Below are 19,323 nucleotides of genomic sequence, written 5' to 3' on the forward strand. Positions count from 1 at the left end.
AGAGACGATGGCTGACACGACGAGCAGGTACTCGCTGCCTTACCAGGAGACCGGCGACGCGCCGGACGGGCCGGCGCTCGGGCAGGATCTTGCCGAGGCGGTCGAGACCGCCCTCGGCGCGGTCGACGATGCGCTGACCGACATGTCGCTCGCGCCGACGCAGCAGGTGTTCACGGCCGGCGGCACGTGGACGAAACCGGCCGGCGCGCACCGCGTGCACGTGCAGGTCGTCGGCGGCGGTGGCGCGGGCGGTGGCGCTGCCGCCACCGCGGCGGCGCAGTGGTCGTTCGGCGACGGCGGCGGCGGCGGCGAGTACGCCGCGGGTTGGTTCAACGCAACCGATCTGGCGTCGACCGTAGCCGTGACGATCGGCACGGGCGGCACGGGTAATACCGGGTCGGGCACGGGCGGCGGAACGACCTCGTTCGGTACGCACATCACCGCGGCCGGCGGCGGCGCGGGCGGGGTCCGGCCGGCGGGTACCGCAAACTTCTCGTCGAATGACGGGGTGCGCTCGGGCGGCTCGGGCGGCACGGGCGGCGACGTCCGCGTACCGGGCGGTGCTGGCGGGTCCGGTATCGGCATCACGGCGACCGCGGGCACGGGCCAGCGCGGCGGCGATGGCGGCGGCACGGTCCTCGGCGGCTCGCAGGTCGGCCGCTCGAACACCGCGGGCAGCACGGGCCGGGCGTACGGCGGCGGCGGCTCGGGCGCCTCTCGGGGTGCCTCGCTGACCGCGGTCAACGGCGGCAACGGGGCGACCGGCGTCTGCATCGTCACGACGTATTTCGCCGGACCGCAGTAGCCTCACGGGTAGCCGAAGGGAAGGGGAGACTATGCCATCGGCCCAATTGGTTTCATGCCTGCGGCAGCTCTGGAACGAGTTCGACGACATCGCGCCGAACCGCGATCGGCGCAGCGACGGTTGGATCGGCGACGCTGCGCACGCGGGCAGCTCGTCGGACCACAATCCCGACGAGACCGGCAAGGTGCCGATCAGGGACGCCGACAAGATCAACGAGGTGCACGCGCTCGACGTCGACAAGGACTTGAACGTACCCGGTCTCGACATGGAGCGGGTTGTTCAATTCCTACTAACCCGGTGCCGTAACGGTACCGAGCGGCGCCTGCGGTACATCATCTGGAACCGGCGTATCTGGGAAGCGTCGAACGGGTGGCGTCAGCGCACGTACACGGGCGCGAACGCGCATGACCAGCACGGGCACTTCAGTGCCAGCTACGACACCGCACTCGAGGCGAGCAAAGCCTCATGGCGTTTGGAGGACATCCCGGTGGCACTGACCGATGCAGACCTCAACAAGATCGGGAACATGATCGCGTCCGAGGTTGCCAAGGCCGTTACCGCGGCGCGCAATGCGGAGCTCGCGGTCAATGCCCTGACCAGGGCCCGGCCGCTCAACGGCCCGGACGGTAAGCCGGACGGCACGCAGTACACCCCGCTCGGGCACAACGTGCTCATGCAGGGCGTGCCCTCGCCCGCCAAGGGTGGCGCCCGCGTGCCCATGCACGAGCTGCTCGGAGACATCGCCGAGGCGGTCGTCGAGTCGTAATCGGCCTGCCCGCGGGCAATCAGCAACTGCACTTAGAGTGATCGGTACACGCCCGGCCCGAGCGCCTCTCGCGTTCGGGCCGGCGCTATCGAAAGGCGGGGCGCGTGCCGGATTGGCTTAAGACATTGGCGCTGATCGTTGGGCTGCTCGGGTGGCTCGCGACAGTGACCGCCACGCTCATGCAGGGCAAACTTCCGGATGCCGCGACACTCGGAATCCCGGCCGCACTCGTGATCGCTCTCGCTCCTCCGGTTACGATCGGCCGCGGGCGGGCAACCCGTCCACGTCGGGCGGTCCGTCCGACGGCCGAGGCGGCGGAAGAGGAATCACCGTGATCGATCTTGCATGGCAGATGACGGCACTAGGGTCGATAGGCGTGTCGGTCCTGATCGGTCTGGTCGCGCGCCGCGGACTGGCCGAGCTCGATCGGCGCCGAGAGTCTCGCCGATGAGCCCATACCGGGAGCCCGCCCCGCGCGGGTTCCGTTGGGCCGATCGGCCGGCGGCGCGGGCGGTGGCCATGGTGCTCGCACTCGTCTCGCTCGTCGTCAGCATGTACGTCGGTTACCGATACGTCGGGCTGATCGACTGCTTGCAGCGGCAAGCGGCTGCTGACGCCAATCGAACCAAGGCGATCGCCGAGGTAACCGACCGAGAGCGTGCTGCTGACCTCGCACTCATCATGGGGCCGACCGCGGAACGAAGTGCGGCCGCACTTCGAGAGGCGGCCACCGAGGCGCGACGCGAGACCGACCGCGTTCGGGCTGCGAATCCTGCGCCGACCGCCGTACCCTGTGACTGACGGGCCGAACGGCCCGGTAGAGGGAGAGACACCATGCGCATTGCCAAGTTCATCGTGGCGGCCGTCACGGCCGGCGCAGTCGCCGCGGGTACCGCGCTCGCCGACGACGTGTTCACCACGACCGATGGCGTGACGATCGCGCTCGCGATCCTCGGCGCCCTCGGCGTGTACGCCGTTCCGAACCGCCCCGAGCACGGCTGATGACTGGCCCGAGCGAGGCGGTCATGGGTCCGGCCGGCGCGGCGCGTCCGTCGCTCGGCCGGATTGTGCACTACCGCGGCAAGAGCGGTCATCACGCGGTGCGGGCGGCCATCGTCAGCGCCGACGTCGACTCGCTCGACCCGCGCGGGGTCGAGTCCGGCGCGGTGCCGGCGCTCGACTCGTCGATGCACGTGCACCTGCACGTTTTCACTCCCGGCCCGAACGGCGGGTTCCCCGAGTTCAACGTGCCGTACGGCACCGAGCCCGGACAGTGGAGCTGGCCGCCGCGCATCTAGGTGCGGGGTAGGACTTTTATTACTTGTCGATACAAGTAATGCGGCACAGAACGAGGGGCGCCCCGTGGGGCGCCCCTTCCTCGTTCACGCTGCGGGCTGCACCACCAGCCACTCGGCCGGGTAGCCGAGCTCGTCTTCCTGGTCGAGCATCTCGGCCCGCGCCTCGAGCATCCCAGCCTCGGTCCCGGCCCCGAGGAGCTCCTCCCGGCCGTCCGCGTCCCGGATGATCAGCTCGTGGGTTTTCTTGTTCTTCGTCATACCCATAGTCTAATACATGACCTAATAGGTTGGCAAGGGGTGAAGCGTCCCGGTTTTACTTGTATCGACACGTAATAAAAGTCCGGGGGTTACCGGCCCGCCCGGCGCGGGTACCCTGCCGGTATGACCACCGACACGCAGGCTGCGGGCGCCGACGAGCCCGTCAACATCAATGCTCTCGGCCCGCAGAACGCGGCCGAGCAGGTCACCGAGACGCGGCGCTTCGAGAACAACATCGAGGCTGCTGACGCCAAGTCCGAGGAAGCGATCAAGGCGCAGACCGCCCCCAACCCGACCACCGACGCCGACCTCGCCCGCGAGGCGTACGGCGAGGACTGGAACAAGCGGCGCCGCGGGCGCGAGGCCGACAAGCTGGCCGACACCGATCACCGCGAGATCGCCGAGACCAAGGACGGCGAGCCGATCTACGCGCACGGCGGGGTCGCCGTGGACGCTCAGGGTCACGCACTCGGCCACGCCGACGACCCGCAGGGTGCAGTCAACCTGCGCGAGCGGCTGTGGGACGACCCGCCCGCCAAGGACTCGGACCGCTACCCGGTGACCGCCGAGGCGCGCGAGCGCGATGAGGCCGACGACGAATCCTGATGCTGCGTCCGTCACCGTGGCAGCAGAACGGCCCCGCATCCCGGAAGGGGGCGGGGCCGTTCTGTACCCGTGTCAGGTGCGTTGATCCTACGCCTGCGCGGTGACCGGCGGCTGCTTGGCGAACGGGTTGACCCGCGGCGGCTCAGCAGGCGTCTGCGGCGCCGCGACGGGCGTGGCCATCACGGGCGCCGGGGCGGGCTCGGCCGGCGCGGCAGCGGGCTGCTCGGCGGCCGGGGCGGGCTGTTCGGCCGGCGCGGCCGCCTTCTTGGCCCGGGTGCTGCGCGGCTTGGCCGGCGCCGAGGCGGGCTGCTCGGTCGGCGCGGCACCCTGCGCGGGCAGCTCGCGCTCGAGGCGCGCGTCGAGCGAGGGCAGCCACGTACTCGCGATCGCGTCGGCCGTGTCGGTGACCTCGAACATCGTGTTCCACGTCCGGTCGCCCTCGCTGTCGTGGCCGACCTTCTCGAGCACGAGGCGGTACTCGCCGTTCGGGTTGAACGTCTCCACAGTCGATCTCTCCCTGTTCATCTCGGCCCACCAGGGCCGTTCGTCCGTGATCTGAATGACTGCGCCGGGCCGGCGGCCCCGCGCCTTGAACGATCGGTGCCCGATGACCTGCGAGTCATCGCCGAACGCCCGCGCCTCGCCGAGTCCGTCGATCGTGGCGCGCAGCAGCTTGTCTCCGTCCGGCTTTCCGGTCGGGTCGTCGGTTCCCTCGGCGCGGCACTGCTCGTCGAGCAGCAGATGCAACACGGTGACCCATACCGGCCGCGGGTACGGCACGAGCGGCATGTCGGCGCCCGACAGTCCGGCCGCGACGTACGCTTCGCGCGTGCCGCGGTTGACCGCGTGCCGCCACGCGGCGAGGTACTTGCTCGAGTGCATGACGTACCCGTTCGAGCCGACGTCGTGCGACCCCTCGGGAGCGGGCCGCCCGGTGACCAGCACGTTGAGCGTGGTCACCGGGCGATCGCCAGGATGCCGGCGCCGACCGCGGTCAGCACGGTGAGGATCGCGGCGACCTCCTGCAGCGAGCCGCCCGCGAGCAGCATGATCACTGCGCCCGTGACGATCGCGACGAGCCCGGCGCAGAGGTCTCGCGCGTCCTGCTCGTTACGCGCTCGCCGAGACGTCGCCCCCGCCCCGTCCGGCGAACCTGCCACTCCCGGTCGTCGGTATTCCACGAGACCCGGTACCGAAATCCGGTCGTCGCCACCCGACGGGCCGCTAGCTGCATCGCCTGTTCCCATGTCTGCATGCCTTCCCTCCCAAGGGGGCGGGGCGCCCCGTGCGGTGCGCGCTCCCGCACCGCATCCTTCCCTGCACCACCTGCTCGGGGCGCCCCACGTCATCGGCCGATCAGGCAGCGAACGGGTTCTGCTGCGAGACGTACGCGTTGTACTGCTCGACCTCCTGCGGCTGCGGGGCAGCGAGCACGTACGGATCGTTGTTGCTCGGCCCCGTCTTCCACAGGCGACCGAGGGACAGGCCCGGCCCGCCCGACTGGCGGACGCGCAGCGCTTCCTCGAGCTGCTCGATCAGCTTGACCTGTTGAATCCACAGGCCATTCACGACGTACGGCGTGTTGACCGTCTGCCGCTGCGAGCCCGGGGTCGTGCCGCCCCACGACAGCGGACCCCCGTCGAGCACGATGACCTTGCACGTCATCCGGTCGACGAACTGCGCGCCACCGCCCTGCCCCTGAAACTTGCTCGGCAGGCCGCGCTGCAGGGACTCGGGCATCACGATGAGCAGGCGCCCCTGCAGATCGCCGATTTTCGGCATGTTGCCCGAGCCGCTCGCGCTCGGCGGCGGCGGGGCGAGGAACTGGCCGGGCTGCGCAACGGGGACGTTGGCGGCCGGCGGGGCGTACTGCTGCGCGGCGGGCGCGCCGTACTGAGCGGGCTGCTGTGTGTACTGCTGCGGGGTGGCCGGGGCGTACGGGTTCGCCGGGGCGGCCGGCGCCGCGGGCTGCTGCTGGTAAGGGTTCGGCTGCTGCTGCGGCTGCTGAGCGGGCTGCTGCTGCGGCTGCTGCGGCAAGAACGGGTTCGTCATGCTGTGTCCAATCAACGGGACCGTGGTCGCGGCCGGGTGGCCGCACCGAGCAGGGAGCGGGATTCGGACCCGCGATCTCCGCGTGCCGGCGGCTAGCTCGAGGACTAATACCGTCAAGGCTGCGGCGCATACTCCAGCATGCTGCCCCTGCGTGCTCCCCCGGCCCTTAGGGCCGACCCCTATGAGCCGGGGGGCGTGGAACAAACCTAACACGTCATCTATTAGGGCACAAGCTCCGCGCGCCATCCACACGCGCACGCGCCACCGCTGGCCGGAACGTGCAGGTCGCGCTGCACGCACTGCACGATCTTTGCGCGGGCGATGCCCGCCTCGGCGATCGGCCCGAGCCATTCGATCCCGGTCGCGGTCGCGTTCTCGTACAACCGCGCGAGCTCTTCGAGCGAGTCGGCGGACATGATCGCTTCCCATAGCATCGCCTCGAGCGGCGCCTCGCCGGGCGGTATGCCCGCGGGCACCCAATCGACCATGCCATCCGGCCGGCGCACGGCCTGCTCAATGACGGGCGCGGCGGGCAGGGCGGGCTGCGCGACGTACTGCTCGTGCGTCATGCCGGCGGGCGCCGAGAAACCGAGCGGCCCGCGGGCGATCGAGTCGGCAACAAACTCGGTCACGGGCGGCAGGTCGATCGGCAGCGCGACGGCCCAACAGCCCTCATCGCCGAGCTTGATCTTGCTGGCCTTGATCCGCTCGCGCTGCTCGTACGCCGCGACCGTCCCGGCCCAACCCGAGGTGAGGTCGATCAGGTACGGCACGGCCCGGCCGGCGCGCACGTGCACGACGAGCCCGACGACCTTACTCACGTTCGGCAGCGGCTCGTACCGCCCGCGGAACGGGCCGCTCGGGTCCGCGTCGGTGGCGGGCTGCGGCTCGGGTACGAACATGTCGTCGCCGTGCGCGTACGAGGCGAGCTGCGGTGCGATGTGAATCAGGTTCAGCAGCGGGTCGGTCTCCGTCTTCACGTCCACGACGAGCAGCTCGCCGGGCGCCAGGATGCCGAGCTCGACGAGCAGCCCGCTCTCGCCGAGGCGGTCGAACGTGCCGGCGATGCCGAACTGCTTGAGCCGCACGGTGCGTTCGATGTGCTCGGGCCGGAAGCTGAGCCGCATCGCCCGTTTGAGCGTCTCGTACGCTTTGAGGTCGACGTCGTACGGGTACGGCAGGCCGACCTGCTCGACGGTCTCGCCCATGTCGAGCCGCTCGGTCGCGGTATGCACGGCGGTGCCGGCGTTGCTGCCCGCCTTACTCTTGCCCGCCTGCATCGCCTGCTCGCGCAGTCCGCGCAACGTGCTTTTCGCCTCGCTGGTCAGCTTGCCCGTCGCCGGGTCGTACTGCGCGGCGGCGGCCACCCCGAGCACGAGGTCGGACCGCGACGACAGCCCGATCGCGAGCGTGTTCGCCTTCCACTCGTCGAGCTGATAGGTGTCCGTCTCGATGTTCTTGAGCGCGTTGCTCGTGCGCTGGTAGGACTCGTCACCATCGAAGTAACGGCCGTTGCGCACGCGCATCGACCCGATGCGGCCGACGATGGCCGGCGCCTGCAGATCGGTCATGGTTGGTAGGTCTCCCCTAGTAGTTCCGGACCGAGGCCGGCGGCGGCCAGGATGCCGAACGCCCGCGCCTCGGCTGCGCTGTCGGCCCGTTGGATAATCTCGATCGGCGTGCCCGGTGGCGGCTGCGCCGGGCCGATGACCGCACCGTGACGAAAGAGCGCCACGATCGGCCCGCGGGGGTCGCCGAGCTGAATGCTGGCGACCCCGTACGTCTGCCCATCATGCCCGCGTACGACGTCGCCGACGTGCACGGACTCCCACGTGTCGGGCACGACTAGATGCCCTTGGCGTGCAGGTAGGTCGCGAGCGCCTCGCGCGCAGCCTGGTACATCCCGAGCACTTCCTCGAGCGCCGCGTCGGCGGCCGCCACGTTCTCGAGCGCCGAGGTCACGAGGGCGTTGTCGCTGCCGTCGCTGACCTGCGAAATCTGCCGCAGCGCCTCGTCGTGGCGGTCACGGGACACGCCGACCGAGCTCTGCGCCTCGCCGAGCTTCTCGATCGCGGACCGGAACGCGGCGCCGAGATCGTCAAGGTTGCCACTCATCAGAGCCCTTCCGCGTACATCGCGTTCTTTTCGATGGCCGGCGTGGCCACCGAGTGTGCAGTCTCGAGCTCCTCGCTCGTCTGCGCGAGCAGCGCCTGCGCCATCTCGATGACCGTGATGGCGCGGCTGATCTCGCTGCGCGAGAGGTCTGCGTGCGAGGCGCCCTGCACCGCCTGCAGCTCGCGCAGCGCCTGCTCGAACAGGTCGTTCGCCGCCGCGGTCGCGGCCTGCGCGTCGGCGACGATCTGCATCGCGTTCTGCGTCGCGGCCTGCGCTTCGGCGATCGTCTGATTGGCGGTCGCAATGGCCGCCTTGGTCTCGGCAACGCTCGCCACGTTGTCTCCCGTCGGTGTCGGTACGGATTCCATTTTCGGCAAGGCGGTCGGGCCGCTGCTGCGCCCGCCCCCGGATCCCTGCCCGAACCACTGCTGCCCGCGCTCGTCGGGCTGCGGCGCTTTCGGGTGCTGCGGCGTGGCCGGCGCCCCCGAGGCGGTGATCGTGCCCGCCTTCCGCTCGTTGATCATCCGCTCGAGCCCGACCGCCACGTTCTCGAGCTGCTCGACCGCGTACTCGCTGAGCGGGTACTGCTGCAGCGAGGCGGGGCACAGACCGTACTGCGACTCGGGCTCGAGGCGGTGCTGCTCGATCAGCGTGCTCGGCGGCTCATCGGCATCGGCCAGCGTCCGCGGCCGGGTCGGCAGGAACTGCACGGTCGCCGAGCACAGCCGGAACGGGCACGGCCCGCTGCTCACTGTTTGCGCCACGTCGGGCAACCCTGAGAGGTGAACCATTGACCTTTCTTGAGCGTCACCTGCGGCCGCCCGCCCTGCGGCAGGCCGTTGCTGATGATCTGCGTGCCCTCGGCGTCGCTGCTCTTGAGCCAATAGCACATCAGGAAGCCGTCGTTCTCGACCGCTTCCACGGCGCGGTAAGTGCCCGCGGGCACGTCCTGCCCGACCTGCACGACGTCATCGCCTGCGATCGTCGGGGCGGGCGCCTTGGCGGCCGCCGTGCTCGGTGCGGGCTGCTCGGCCGCGGGGGTCGTCGGTGCGACCGTCGGAGCGAGCGTCCGCGGCGGCTGCGTCGAGTGGTTCGTCGGGTCGAACGTCGGCACGGCCGGCGGTGGCGTGCTGTCATCCGAGAGTGCGGCGAACACGGTGCCGCCGATGCAGATCAGGAAGAGCACCAGCGCGCCGAGCAGCACGCCGCTCATCGTGTTGCGCTTACGGCGCGGTTCGTATGCGGGCATGGCCATCAGAGGATCGCCTTTCGGTCGGCGGCCGCCCACAGTGCCGGGGCGTACCGGGGGAACAGGATCGGGTTACCGGCCCACGGGTCGACCGGGGGACGGACCGTGCAGTGGCAGTCTCCCGGCCGGCGGGCACGGTGTGCGCCGCGGTGGCGCCGGGTCCGGAACAACTTCATGCCCATGAACCTAACAGACGACCTAATAGCGCGCAACCTAGGTCGTCTGTTAGGTTATGACCATGACAAACGAGACCGAGGCGCGAGTCGCCCCCGCGGCCGAGCCCGCGCTGCTGACGGAGCACGTCAACGTACTGATGACCGAGGAGACGCGAGCCTTCCTGCTCGGCAGCAAGATCGCCGACGGGGCGCGCAGTGAGGGCGCGGTCGCCCGCGCGCTGCTTGAGGATGCCATCGAGAGTTACCGGACATCGGCCGTGCTGAATGCCGAGTACGACAGGCGCATCAAGCTCGGGCGCGCCGAGCTGATCAAGCGAGCAGGCACGGCGTAGCGTTGCCCGCCCGCACAACCGAATACGACACGAGAGCGCGTCGCCGCACGGGGGTCGGCAACGCGCTCAGGTGCGACAGCGAGATAGGGGAGATCCATCCGTGCTGACTAGCGGCGATAGTACCGTTACCGGCCCATATGCACGAGCCGCTCGGCTATATCGAGCGGCCGGGTGGCTGGGAGTTTTGCCCGTCGGCGCCAAGGCCGGCGAGAAGTGGCCGCCGCCGCGAGGCTTCACCGGGCACGGCAACCCGGACCCGTCGGCCGCCGACGTCGAGGCGTACATCGAGACGCACGGCGAGCGGAACATCGGCCTGCGCGCCCCCGAGGGCGTGCTCGGGCTCGACGTGGACGCGTACGAGAAGGGCGGACAGGTCAAGGCCGGCGCCGCTGCGCTCGCCGAGCTCGAGGCCAAGTACGGGCCGCTGCCGCCGACGTGGGTCAGCTCGGCCCGGCCGGCGCCGAGCGGGATCCGATGGTTCCGCGTACCGACCGAGCTCGACGGGCGCCCGATCAACTGGCCCGGTGAAGCAGCCAAGGGCATCGAGCTGATTCAGCACGGGCACCGGTACGCGGTCGTGTGGCCGAGCACCAATCCCGAGGCGGACGGTGCCGAGTACGCGTGGCGTTATCAGCACGGCGCCGAGCTTGGCGATGCGTGCCCGTACCCACCCGATCCCGGAACGTTTCCGATACTGCCCGAGGCGTGGGTACGCGGACTCGCGCTGTCGTACGAGCGCACTGAAAAGAGCGACCTCGCACACGGCGACATGGCTGCGTGGTGGGAGAAGCTGCGCGACGAGGCGCCCTGCCCGCGGGTCGCGGACGCGCTGCAGCGGGCGGTCGGCGAGCTGCGGGTCGGCCGGGCCGGGCGGCACGAGACGGCCCGGGACGCTGCGCGGACGATCGCGGCGTACGGCGGCGAGGGGCATGCCGGCGCGCCGGGCGCGCTGCTCGAGCTCGGTGCCGTGTTCGTGGACGTGACCGCGGCGCCCGGCCGCGACAGCGAGGGCGAGTGGCTGCGGCTGTTGACCGGGGCGGTGAGTCTGGCGGCGGCCGACAACGTGGTACCGCGGACGCTCTGCGCCTGCAGCGTGCCGAGCCTGCTCGCGCCCCCGCCCCCGAACCTGCCTACGGCCCCGGACGGTCAGGTGATGGTCGCGCCCCCAAAAGTCGATGAGCGCATCGCCGAGGCCGAGCTGACCGACTCGGCGATCGCGCAGCTGCTCTGTGACGAGCTGCTCTACGCCTCGCACTGCTGGGCACCCGGGCTCGGGTGGCTCGCGTGGACGGGCCAGCGCTGGCGCGAGACCAGCGAAGAGAGCGTGATCGAGGTCGTGCGGCTGTGGCTCGCGCGGTACGCGGCCAAGCAGCTCGAGAACGTGTTCGCCGTCGACCGGGAGGTCAGTAAGGCGATCAACGGGCTCAACTCGGCGTACCGGATCGGCGCAATCACCCGGTTGTGCCGGGGCGTGCTGCACGTCGAGGCCGAGGCGTTCGACGCGCACCCCGATCTGCTCAACACGCAGAGCGGGATCGTCGACCTGCGCACCGGGCAGCAGCGGGCGCACGACCCGGCCATGCGGTTTACGAAGATCACGGACGTCGGCTACGTGGCCGGCGCCGACCACCCGGACTGGCGAGCGGCGCTGACCGCGGTGGCGCCGGACGTGGCCGAGTGGCTCGCGGTGCGGTTCGGGCAGGCCATTACAGGCCACATGACCAGCGACGACAAGCTGCTGCTGCTGCGCGGTGGCGGTGAGAACGGCAAGTCGACCGTGCTTAATGCGGTTAAGTCCTGCCTCGGCAGCTACGGCGTGTTCGTCAGCGACAAGGTTCTGCTCGCCGACCCCAAGGCGCACTCGACCGAGATGACCGTGCTGCTCGGGGCGCGGTTCGCGCTGGCCGAGGAGCTGCCCGACGACGGGCACCTGAACGTGAAGCGGCTCAAGGACGTCATCGGCACCCCCGAGATGACGGCCCGCAAGATCAGGCAGGACTCGATCACGTGGCAGAGCACGCACTCGTTGTTCGTCTCGACCAACTACCTGCCCAAGGTCACCGAGACCGACCACGGGACGTGGCGGCGACTCGTGCTCGTGCAGTTCCCGTTCAAGTTCGTCAGCCCGCAGGACGCCACAGGGGCCGAGCACGAGCGTCCGGGTGACCCGACCCTGCGCGACCGCATGAAAGAGGGCGAGCGGCAGCGTGAGGCGGTTCTCGCGTGGCTCGTGGCCGGCGCCATGCGCTGGTATGCGGCCGAGCGCCGGATGCCGCCGCTGCCGGCGACCGTCGCGGCCGACACGCTGCAGTGGCGCGAGGACAGCGACATGATCATCCGGTTCTGGCGCGAGTGCCTGACCGCGGACCCCTCGAGCTACATCACGGGCACCGACATGCACGCCGAGTTCAACGCGTGGGCCGAGGCGAGCGGGCACAAACCGATGTCTATCCAGACATTTAAGACCAAGTTCGAGCAACACGACGAAACCGTGTCGCATCGGGTCACGTTCGCGCTGCGGCGGGTACGGGAAGGCGAGCAGAGGTCGTTCCGGCCGCGTTCGCTGCTCATGCCGGCGTTCGGGGCGGTCGCTTCACAGAGTACCGCTGAGGCTGCTGTCGGTAAGATGCAGCGGGCATGGTGGGGCGTCCGTTTTGTCTCCGGCACTACCGCTGAGCAGGGTTGATACACATGATACGGATGGTTCCCAAGAACGCGCATGCCTGCGCGTTACGCGAGGAACGGGAATCATCCGTATCATCCGTATCACACGCTCTGTAAACGTAACGCTCACTGACAGTGAGTGGTTGACAAGCTAGTAGCCGACCTATTAGCTTGGACGTATCAAGTCGATCCGATGAGGGAGACATCATGATCCGGAACCTGCTCAGCCGGCGCGCCGGGCGCCTCGCGCTCTATGCCGTGATCGCCATCCTGACCGCGCTCGTCATGCGCTCGGTGACCGCCACGTTCGCGGTCGCTGTGTTCGCCTGCGTCGCGTTGGTCGTGGTCGTGCTCGACATCGCGATCCGCCGGACCCTGCGGCGCCCGACCGCGCGAGCGCTGAGCCCGCAGGAGATCACCGAGTACCGGGCGGGCATCAGCGGCAAGTGCCGGTACTGCCCCGCGGTCGCGAGTGGTCACGTGCGTCGCGTCGGCGGCCGCGATCCCGTGCTGCACTGCGACCGCCACATCGGCTACGCGGTCGCCGAGGCCACCCGATGAGCGCCATCAGCTGGCGGCGCGCCCGCGGGCTGCGCAACGCCGAGGCCATGGTCGGCGCGACCGCGTACGAGGGCACGACCGCGTACGGTGTCGAGTACCGGGTCGTCAGCGAGCCGCGGGGCACGGGTCGCGCCGTTCGCGCGTACCGCGTTGTTGGTGAGCGACTCGTGCCCGCGGCCGAGGGTGGCGATCACCGCACGGTCTGGGCCGCTCAAGGTTGCGCAGAACACGATCTGCGCGCGGTGCTGCGCGACCGCGGTACCCGGATCCTGATCCGGCCGCTGCACCCGATCATCGAGACCGTGTTCTGCACCATCGGCCGCACCCCGCCCGCGCGGTGGCAGTGGCGAGCGAGTGAGGGAATCGACTACTTCCCGACCGACGTGCCATTTGTCGACCTGTTCGCGTTCGAGATCGATCGCGACGGTAACGCCGAGCTCGTCTGCCCGTGTGGCGAGGCGTTCTATCTGGCGAGGACGTTTGGCGAGGTCGGCGAGCAGGTGCGCGAGATCGCCGCTAAGCATGGGAAGGCGTGACGATGGCACTCGATCCGTACAAGGTCTGGCGCGAGGCGGCCGGGCAGAGCAAGCAGAAAACGGTGCGGACAATCTGGCCGGCGCTGGCCGAGGCGCTCGAGGGGCCGACCGCGGGCGGCGACCTGAGCGAGGATCCGCAGCCGAACTGTGTCGGGTGCGGCGACCGTAAGGCGCTCGGCCGAGCGGGCGACGACCCCGTGTGCGGGCGGTGCAGCGGGCTCGAGCCGTACCGCTCCCGGCGCCTTACCCGCGTGACGCACTGGCGGGCGGGGTAGTGGCCGAGGCGCTCACGCTCAGGCCTTACCAGCAGCGGGCGATCGACAAGACGTATGCCGCGTACGGCGCTGGCCGGCGCCGCGTGCCGCTCGTGCTGCCGACGGGAGGCGGTAAGACCGTCGTGTTCGCCCGCGCCGCGGTCGACTGCGTAGCGGCTGGCGCGCCCGTGCTCGTGCTCGCGCACCGTACCGAGTTGATCGACTCGGCCGAGGAGAAGCTGCTGAGCTCCTCGGCCGGGTTGTCGGTCGGGGTGCTGCAGGGGCGGCGGCGCGAGGTCGACCGGGCGGTCATCGTCGGCAGCGTGCAGACCGTCGTGCGCCCGGGTGCGCTCGGGCTCGTCGCGGCGCGCCGGCCGGGTCTCGTGATCGTCGACGAGACGCATCACATCGCGGCGCCGAGCTATCAGACGATCCTGCGCGGTCTCGGCGTGTTCGAGCCGACCGGGCCGCTGCTGCTTGGCGTGACCGCCACGCTCGGCCGCGCCGACGGGCTCGCCCTCGGTGACACGTTTGACGGGCCGCCGAGCGAGGTCGTGCCCATGGATGAACTGATCCGCGACGGGTGGCTGCTGCGCCCGCGGGGCGTGCGCGTCAAGGTCGAGGGACTCGACTTCTCGCGGGTCCGGACGTCGCGCACGAGCGACAGCGGGCTTGACGACCGGGCGGTCGCGCAGGCGATGAGCGATGCGCTCGCGCCGGCCGCGATCGCGCGGGCCGTGCTCGAGCACGGCAAGGGCCGCCGCGGGGTCGCTTTCCTGCCGAGCGTCGAGCTCAGCAAAGAGCAGGCCCGGGTGTTCGCCGAGCACGGGCTGCGCAGCATCCACGTCGATGCGGACACGCCCAAGGCGGTACGTAAGGAGATCATCAAGCGCGCCCGCCTCGGCGAGTACGACGTCGTGTGCAACGTCGGGCTGTTCACCGAGGGCACCGACGTGCCGATCTGGGATCTCGTCGTACTCGGGCGGCCGACGAGCTCGGAAGTGCTGTTTCAGCAGATGGCCGGGCGCGGGCTGCGGCCGTACCCCGGACAGACCGACTGCCTCGTGCTCGATGTCGTCGGCGCGACCGGGCGGCACCGCCTGCGCTCCGTCGTGCAGCTCGAGGGCGCCGAGATGATCGAGGATCTCGACGACGAGCTCAAGCAGTTCGATGACGAGTCCGATGTGGACGACGACGAGCCGAAAACCGTTGGTGCGCCTACTCCGGATGAACTTCACGGTGTCGACGGCGAGCTCGGGTACGAGCTGATCGACCTGTTCTCGGCGAGTCACACGGCGTGGCAGCGCTCACCGCGGGGCGTCTGGTATCTGCCGACCGGGAGCGGTGCCGCAGTCATCCTCGTACCGGCCGCCGAGGTCGACCGGTACGACGTGCGTTGGACCGACGGCGAGCTCGTGCACGAGGATCCGTGCGACATCACCGCGGCGATGAGTTGGGGCGAGAAGGCGGCCAGGGCGCGTGCCGAGCGTCCGCTCGAGCGCGCTGCCGCGTGGCGGGGCAAGCGGCTCACCCGGTCCGAGCGCATCGCGGCGATCTACGCGGGCGAGGCGCCGGGCGGCGAGCAGGCACCGACGACCGTCGGCGCGCTGGTCGAGGCGCAGGACGCACGATGGGCCGCGACCGCGATCGACACGCTGCCGTGCGTCGAGCAGGTCTCGCCGGCCGGGTATTGGACAACCTAATAGGTCACGTGTTAGGGTAGGGACATGACGACGAACGAGCTCCGGATCGAGCAAACGCAGTACGGACACGAGATCAACCGCGGCACGATCCGCGTCGTCGGCCCGTTGCCGACCGCGGCCGACGCCGAGAAGGCACTGACCGAGATCGAGCGTATGACCGAGACCGAGTCGCTCGTCATCCTCGCGATGGCTGAGTGGCCGGTAGCGATGGCCGACCTGCGTGAGCTCAACGCCCGGAACTGCGTGCTCGTGGCCGAGACGATCGCGGCGCTCGTCGAGCGCGGGCTGATCGAGTCGGACGGGGGCGTGCCGTACCCGGCGCTCGCCGCGGAAGAGATCGCGTCCGAGGTCGAGGCGCGGCGCACCCGAGCGATGGTGCGAGCGTGACGATTACGAGCGGGCACCTGTGCAGCGGGTATGACGGGCTCGGCATGGCGCTGACCCTCGCGGGGGTGGCGCATACGCCGTTGTGGCACGTCGAGAACGAGCCCGATGCCGCTCGCGTGCTCGAGCTGAACTCGCTCGCTCCGAATCTCGGCGACCTGACCGATCCGGGGCTGTTCGAGCTGCTCAGTCGGGTCGACATCCTGACCGCAGGCGTGCCGTGTCAGCCCGTCAGCGTGCAGGGCCGCAAGCGCGGTAAGGCCGACAAGCGGTGGCTGTGGCCGTACGCGCGTACGGCGATCCGGGCCGCCGAGCCGTTCCGGGTGTTCCTCGAGAACGTCGGCAACCTCGTGACGATCGAGGGCGGCAGGCTGCACGCCGAGATCCTGAGCAACCTGCGCGAGGACGGGTTCGCGGTTCGGTGGGGCGTCTACGGCGCCTGCGAGGTCGGCGCGGCCCATCACAGGCACCGGTGGTTCCTGCTGGCCGACCGCGTGGTCAACCGGCCCGCTCCCGAGGCGGTGCACGTGCGCCGGATGGCGTGCGGCTACCCGTTGCGGCTCGGGCGACTGCTGCCGACCCCGCGGGCGGGCGACGAGAAGCGCGGCGTAGAGCCCGACCGGGCGGCCCGGACGGGCACCGGGCCGACGCTCAACGATGCCGTGGGCACGCTCGCTCCCGGCACGTGGGGCATCTACGAGGGCGCGATCAGGCGCCACGAGGCGACCATGGGCGCGCCGGCCCCGCTGCCGCTCGACGAGCACGGTCGCCTCTCGGGGCGGTTCGCCGAGTGGCTGATGATGCTGCCCGCGGGTCACATCTCGGGCCGAGGCCTGCAGCGGCAGGATGTCGTGCGCCTCGCCGGTAACGGGGTCGTGCCGGATCAGGCGCGGTTCGCGTATCAGCGGCTCGGGGGCTGACGTGCATTGCGCCGCGTGCGGCTACGGCCCCGAGTATCACGATCAAGTGGGCGACTGCCCGCTGTGCGCCTGCGGCAAGCTGCCGAGCGAGCACGGCCCGGCGACCACTCCCCCGAGCCCGCTGCGCCTGTTCACGGCGACGGGTCCGGCCACGTGGCCGCCGAGCCCGGTCGTATGGTTCGCCGATCACGGCAGCGCGGTGAGCGGGCGACCGGTGCGCACCGACCTCGTGTGCCCCGGAAGGCCTCGGACCGAATCGGGTGCGCTCCCGACGCTGCGCCGCGGGTCGTACCGCGAGCCCGCGCCGGCCGAGCCGTTCCGGCCCGTGCCGCGGTTGCCGCTGCAGCCCGCGGTCGAGCCCGACCCGCTCACCGTGCTGCGGGCGGCCGAGGCAGGCCTGCCCGCAGCGGCGGCGCACCCCGAGCCCGCGGTCGCCGCGTTCCCGCTCGCGGTGCGCGTCGCACTGGCCGCCGAGGCGGTCGTGCCGCAGGTGCCCGCCCGGTACACGGTCTCGCTCGACGAGATCGCGCCGGCCGCGACGCGTCTCGGGTCGAAAGCAGCAGCGGCCGGGTGGGTCGTCGACCCCTGGTATTGGGTCGCGGCCGATGGCACCGAGACGAGCGCGCTCGTGATGCACCGCGACGATCTGCGCGCGTTCGCTGCATGGGCGCGCCGGCCGGGCGCGACGTGGAAAAGCGACGCGGCGCTCGGGTGGCGCAACGGCGACCGGCCGCACAAGCTCGGCGTGACCAAGCTGGCCTCGCTGATTGCCGAGATGGCTTAGCGCTGTTAAGATTCGCAGGTCAGCGGGGGGAGGGACGGAAAAAAATGTCTGTCGGTATCGGCCGGATCCGGCACGCTCTCGGCGACGGGGCGACCGCCGAGCAGGCTCGAGCGATTCACGAGCTGCTCACGCGCGCCGGCCTGCTCGGCACCGCGCAGGTCGTCCGGCCGCGTCTCGCCGGCATCGCCGAGATCGCCGCGCTCGCGGGGGTGTCCTCGCCCGCGGTCTGTCAGTGGCGCGACCTGCCCGAGCCGCTCGACACGATCAAGGCGGGTCGCGTGTGGGACTTGGCCGACGTCGAGGCCTACCTCGAGTCGCGCCGATGACGCACCGTCCGCTGCGGCCGTGCGGGGTCTGCTCGCAGCCCGTTCCGGATGGCGACTGCCCGCGGCACCCGAAACGGGGTGGCTACCGGCCGCGCCGGCCGAGTGTCGTCAACGGCACGTACTCGTCGCGCGTGTGGGCCATGCTGCGTCGGGCGGCGCTCGCAGCGAGCGGGGGACGCTGCGACTACTGCGGCGGTCCGGCGAACACGGGGGATCATGTCGTGCCCCACAGCAAGGGCGGCACGAGCTCGCCAGAGAACACGCTCGCCGCGTGTGCGCGGTGCAACACGAGCAAGGGGAACCGCACCCTGCAGCAGTGGGTGCACAGCGGGCTCGCACCCGAGCCCGCGGTACGGCTGCTCGCGCAGCGCATCATCGACCGCCTACCAGTGTGAGGGAGACACACGATGGAAAAGGTCATCAGGATCTGGGACGGCTGCAGGGTCGTGCAGGTTGTCGCCGTAAGGCGTGACGGATCGAGCGTCATGGGCGCGACCGGGGGCGCGCACAACTCGACCGAGGTCGACATCGAGCTCGACCCATGGGCCGGGTTGATCGTCGATCACAGCGTGCCGCAGAACCCGCCGTACGGCTTCCGGGAGGTCTCGGAATGATCCGCGCGCTGATCAACCTGCTCAACTATCTGCGGGGCCGGGTCGACCCGAGCCCGTACGTCGGACTGACCGACCTCTCGCGCATGACGTTGCCCAAGCTGTGGGCCGCGCACAACGCGGGCGAGTGCTGCACCTGTGGCCACGACTGGCAGCGGGGTGAGCTCGTCGGGCTCGTGACGCAGGCCTACGTGCGACGCTCCGATGGCACGGTGACGCGCCGGCCGGGCCAGCGCCTCGCCTGCGGGGCGTGTTGCGAGCGGCAGTACGCCGAGGGCGACCCGTCCGTGCAGTGGGCGCGAGAGGCAGGCCTGCGATGAGGCGCTCGGCGGTCACAGGAACGCACCGGATCCGGCATTGGATGCATGGTCAGGTGACCCTGCTGCTGCACGACGGTGCCGAGGCGGTGCCCGTGCGCGAGGTCGACCCGATCGTCTCGTTCCTGACCGCTGACGGGGACAGGCGCTGCACGTTCGTCTACTGCGGCCCCGAGGCCACGCTGCCGCAGGCGTATGCCGAGCACGTAGAGCACGACGAGCCGACCCTGGACATGGACACCTACGTGTTCACGCTGGGTGAGGCGCAACTGCGCCGAGCAGTGTTGCGTGACGCGGCACCCGACGAGCTCGAGGTATGGCGCATCCTGCGTCACGACTTTGTGATCTTGGTAGAGCAGGGGTACGCATCATGACCGAGACCAATGAGCGTGCCGCTCTGCTGCAGCGTGTGCGCAAGCTCGAGCAGCAGGTCGCCGAGCTGCTCATGGTGCGCCACTACGCAGCAGGCCGAGACGATCTCGATGTGCTGCCGATGTGCGAGACGTACGAGCGCGTCGAAACCGTGCGCGTGTCGTTCGTGCTGTCCGATGTGAACTGCATTGCGTGCATCGTCCGTTTTTTTACGGATGACGGGGTGGCCAGGGA

Annotated in this window: 29 protein-coding genes and 1 tRNA gene; 21 read left to right on the forward strand and 9 right to left on the reverse strand. The window is 70.3% G+C overall.

Features of this window, described 5'->3' with window-relative positions; translation table 11 throughout:
- The first annotated feature begins 7 nt into the window (after positions 1 to 7).
- The 5 genes from VEA62_RS14475 to VEA62_RS14495 all read left to right on the forward strand — a co-directional run bounded on the left by VEA62_RS14475 (position 8) and on the right by VEA62_RS14495 (position 2,869).
- A complete protein-coding gene (locus tag VEA62_RS14475) occupies positions 8 to 805 on the forward strand; it encodes a hypothetical protein (RefSeq protein WP_324823077.1) in 798 nt (265 codons plus the stop codon).
- 31 nt (positions 806 to 836) lie between these two features.
- Positions 837 to 1,571, forward strand: a complete 735-nt coding sequence (locus VEA62_RS14480) for a hypothetical protein (RefSeq protein WP_324823079.1) — start codon at positions 837 to 839, stop codon at positions 1,569 to 1,571.
- 519 nt (positions 1,572 to 2,090) lie between these two features.
- Positions 2,091 to 2,372, forward strand: coding sequence for a hypothetical protein (locus VEA62_RS14485; RefSeq protein ID WP_324823081.1), 282 nt, complete (start codon positions 2,091 to 2,093; stop codon positions 2,370 to 2,372).
- Positions 2,373 to 2,405: 33 nt separating this feature from the next.
- Positions 2,406 to 2,573: a hypothetical protein gene (locus VEA62_RS14490; RefSeq protein WP_324823083.1), complete on the forward strand. Its 168-nt coding sequence runs from the start codon at positions 2,406 to 2,408 to the stop codon at positions 2,571 to 2,573.
- A complete protein-coding gene (locus tag VEA62_RS14495) occupies positions 2,573 to 2,869 on the forward strand; it encodes a hypothetical protein (RefSeq protein ID WP_324823085.1) in 297 nt (98 codons plus the stop codon). The genes VEA62_RS14490 and VEA62_RS14495 overlap by 1 nt, the downstream gene beginning before the upstream one ends.
- Before the next feature lie 84 nt (positions 2,870 to 2,953).
- On the opposite strand, the gene VEA62_RS14500 is transcribed toward VEA62_RS14495, so the two are convergent.
- Positions 2,954 to 3,127 (reverse strand): hypothetical protein, encoded by a 174-nt coding sequence (locus VEA62_RS14500; protein WP_324823087.1) that lies wholly within the window; start codon positions 3,125 to 3,127, stop codon positions 2,954 to 2,956.
- Positions 3,128 to 3,250: 123 nt separating this feature from the next.
- Between VEA62_RS14500 and VEA62_RS14505 the strand changes: the two genes are divergently transcribed.
- Positions 3,251 to 3,733, forward strand: a complete 483-nt coding sequence (locus tag VEA62_RS14505) for a hypothetical protein (protein WP_324823089.1) — start codon at positions 3,251 to 3,253, stop codon at positions 3,731 to 3,733.
- An 87-nt stretch (positions 3,734 to 3,820) separates the two neighbouring features.
- Here the strand turns inward: VEA62_RS14505 and VEA62_RS14510 are convergent, their stop codons facing one another.
- From VEA62_RS14510 to VEA62_RS14545, 8 genes are all read right to left on the reverse strand, one after another.
- The gene (locus VEA62_RS14510) at positions 3,821 to 4,693 is read right to left on the reverse strand and encodes a RusA family crossover junction endodeoxyribonuclease (protein ID WP_324823091.1); all 873 of its coding nucleotides are present in this window, start codon (positions 4,691 to 4,693) and stop codon (positions 3,821 to 3,823) included.
- A 396-nt stretch (positions 4,694 to 5,089) separates the two neighbouring features.
- The gene (locus VEA62_RS14515) at positions 5,090 to 5,785 is read right to left on the reverse strand and encodes a hypothetical protein (RefSeq protein ID WP_324823093.1); all 696 of its coding nucleotides are present in this window, start codon (positions 5,783 to 5,785) and stop codon (positions 5,090 to 5,092) included.
- Positions 5,786 to 5,833: 48 nt separating this feature from the next.
- Positions 5,834 to 5,936, reverse strand: a tRNA-OTHER gene (locus VEA62_RS14520).
- Between the two features lie 70 nt (positions 5,937 to 6,006).
- The gene (locus VEA62_RS14525) at positions 6,007 to 7,356 is read right to left on the reverse strand and encodes a hypothetical protein (protein WP_324823095.1); all 1,350 of its coding nucleotides are present in this window, start codon (positions 7,354 to 7,356) and stop codon (positions 6,007 to 6,009) included.
- Positions 7,353 to 7,628, reverse strand: coding sequence for a hypothetical protein (locus tag VEA62_RS14530; RefSeq protein WP_324823097.1), 276 nt, complete (start codon positions 7,626 to 7,628; stop codon positions 7,353 to 7,355). The genes VEA62_RS14525 and VEA62_RS14530 overlap by 4 nt, the downstream gene beginning before the upstream one ends.
- Before the next feature lie 2 nt (positions 7,629 to 7,630).
- On the reverse strand, positions 7,631 to 7,900 hold the full coding sequence (locus VEA62_RS14535) for a hypothetical protein (protein ID WP_324823099.1): 270 nt from the start codon (positions 7,898 to 7,900) through the stop codon (positions 7,631 to 7,633).
- A complete protein-coding gene (locus tag VEA62_RS14540) occupies positions 7,900 to 8,673 on the reverse strand; it encodes a hypothetical protein (RefSeq protein WP_324823101.1) in 774 nt (257 codons plus the stop codon). Before VEA62_RS14540 ends, VEA62_RS14535 begins: the two co-directional genes overlap by 1 nt.
- Positions 8,649 to 9,155 (reverse strand): hypothetical protein, encoded by a 507-nt coding sequence (locus tag VEA62_RS14545; RefSeq protein WP_324823103.1) that lies wholly within the window; start codon positions 9,153 to 9,155, stop codon positions 8,649 to 8,651. The genes VEA62_RS14540 and VEA62_RS14545 overlap by 25 nt, the downstream gene beginning before the upstream one ends.
- A 232-nt stretch (positions 9,156 to 9,387) precedes the next feature.
- Here VEA62_RS14545 and VEA62_RS14550 point away from each other — a divergent pair, with 232 nt between their 5' ends.
- The 15 genes from VEA62_RS14550 to VEA62_RS14620 form a co-directional block, all read left to right on the forward strand.
- Positions 9,388 to 9,657, forward strand: a complete 270-nt coding sequence (locus tag VEA62_RS14550) for a hypothetical protein (protein WP_324823105.1) — start codon at positions 9,388 to 9,390, stop codon at positions 9,655 to 9,657.
- A 100-nt stretch (positions 9,658 to 9,757) separates the two neighbouring features.
- Positions 9,758 to 12,343, forward strand: coding sequence for a phage/plasmid primase, P4 family (locus tag VEA62_RS14555; protein ID WP_324823107.1), 2,586 nt, complete (start codon positions 9,758 to 9,760; stop codon positions 12,341 to 12,343).
- Positions 12,344 to 12,528: 185 nt separating this feature from the next.
- Positions 12,529 to 12,882, forward strand: coding sequence for a hypothetical protein (locus tag VEA62_RS14560; RefSeq protein WP_324823109.1), 354 nt, complete (start codon positions 12,529 to 12,531; stop codon positions 12,880 to 12,882).
- Positions 12,879 to 13,418 carry a hypothetical protein gene (locus tag VEA62_RS14565; protein WP_324823111.1) on the forward strand — a complete coding sequence of 180 codons (540 nt, stop codon included), beginning with the start codon at positions 12,879 to 12,881 and terminating at the stop codon, positions 13,416 to 13,418. The genes VEA62_RS14560 and VEA62_RS14565 overlap by 4 nt, the downstream gene beginning before the upstream one ends.
- A 2-nt stretch (positions 13,419 to 13,420) precedes the next feature.
- Positions 13,421 to 13,693 carry a hypothetical protein gene (locus VEA62_RS14570; RefSeq protein WP_324823113.1) on the forward strand — a complete coding sequence of 91 codons (273 nt, stop codon included), beginning with the start codon at positions 13,421 to 13,423 and terminating at the stop codon, positions 13,691 to 13,693.
- Positions 13,693 to 15,375: a DEAD/DEAH box helicase gene (locus VEA62_RS14575; RefSeq protein WP_324823115.1), complete on the forward strand. Its 1,683-nt coding sequence runs from the start codon at positions 13,693 to 13,695 to the stop codon at positions 15,373 to 15,375. The genes VEA62_RS14570 and VEA62_RS14575 overlap by 1 nt, the downstream gene beginning before the upstream one ends.
- Before the next feature lie 24 nt (positions 15,376 to 15,399).
- On the forward strand, positions 15,400 to 15,762 hold the full coding sequence (locus VEA62_RS14580) for a hypothetical protein (protein WP_324823117.1): 363 nt from the start codon (positions 15,400 to 15,402) through the stop codon (positions 15,760 to 15,762).
- Positions 15,759 to 16,679, forward strand: coding sequence for a DNA cytosine methyltransferase (locus VEA62_RS14585; protein ID WP_324823119.1), 921 nt, complete (start codon positions 15,759 to 15,761; stop codon positions 16,677 to 16,679). Before VEA62_RS14580 ends, VEA62_RS14585 begins: the two co-directional genes overlap by 4 nt.
- A gap of 1 nt (position 16,680) precedes the next feature.
- Entirely contained in the window at positions 16,681 to 17,463 is a 783-nt protein-coding gene (locus tag VEA62_RS14590) for a hypothetical protein (protein ID WP_324823121.1), read from the forward strand.
- 44 nt (positions 17,464 to 17,507) lie between these two features.
- Complete coding sequence (locus VEA62_RS14595) at positions 17,508 to 17,789, forward strand: hypothetical protein (protein WP_324823123.1); 282 nt, start codon at positions 17,508 to 17,510, stop codon at positions 17,787 to 17,789.
- Positions 17,790 to 17,929: 140 nt separating this feature from the next.
- Positions 17,930 to 18,184: an HNH endonuclease signature motif containing protein gene (locus VEA62_RS14600; RefSeq protein WP_324823133.1), complete on the forward strand. Its 255-nt coding sequence runs from the start codon at positions 17,930 to 17,932 to the stop codon at positions 18,182 to 18,184.
- A 12-nt stretch (positions 18,185 to 18,196) separates the two neighbouring features.
- A complete protein-coding gene (locus VEA62_RS14605; protein ID WP_324823125.1) occupies positions 18,197 to 18,403 on the forward strand; it encodes a hypothetical protein in 207 nt (68 codons plus the stop codon).
- Complete coding sequence (locus VEA62_RS14610; RefSeq protein WP_324823127.1) at positions 18,400 to 18,720, forward strand: hypothetical protein; 321 nt, start codon at positions 18,400 to 18,402, stop codon at positions 18,718 to 18,720. The genes VEA62_RS14605 and VEA62_RS14610 overlap by 4 nt, the downstream gene beginning before the upstream one ends.
- 53 nt (positions 18,721 to 18,773) lie before the next feature.
- A complete protein-coding gene (locus VEA62_RS14615; protein WP_324823129.1) occupies positions 18,774 to 19,091 on the forward strand; it encodes a hypothetical protein in 318 nt (105 codons plus the stop codon).
- Positions 19,088 to 19,323, forward strand: a 236-nt coding sequence (locus VEA62_RS14620; protein ID WP_324823131.1) for a hypothetical protein, incomplete at its 3' end; no start/stop codon positions are given. The genes VEA62_RS14615 and VEA62_RS14620, both read left to right, overlap by 4 nt.

This window comes from Brevundimonas sp. (genome assembly GCF_035627475.1).
Taxonomy (GTDB): Bacteria; Pseudomonadota; Alphaproteobacteria; order Caulobacterales; family Caulobacteraceae; genus Brevundimonas.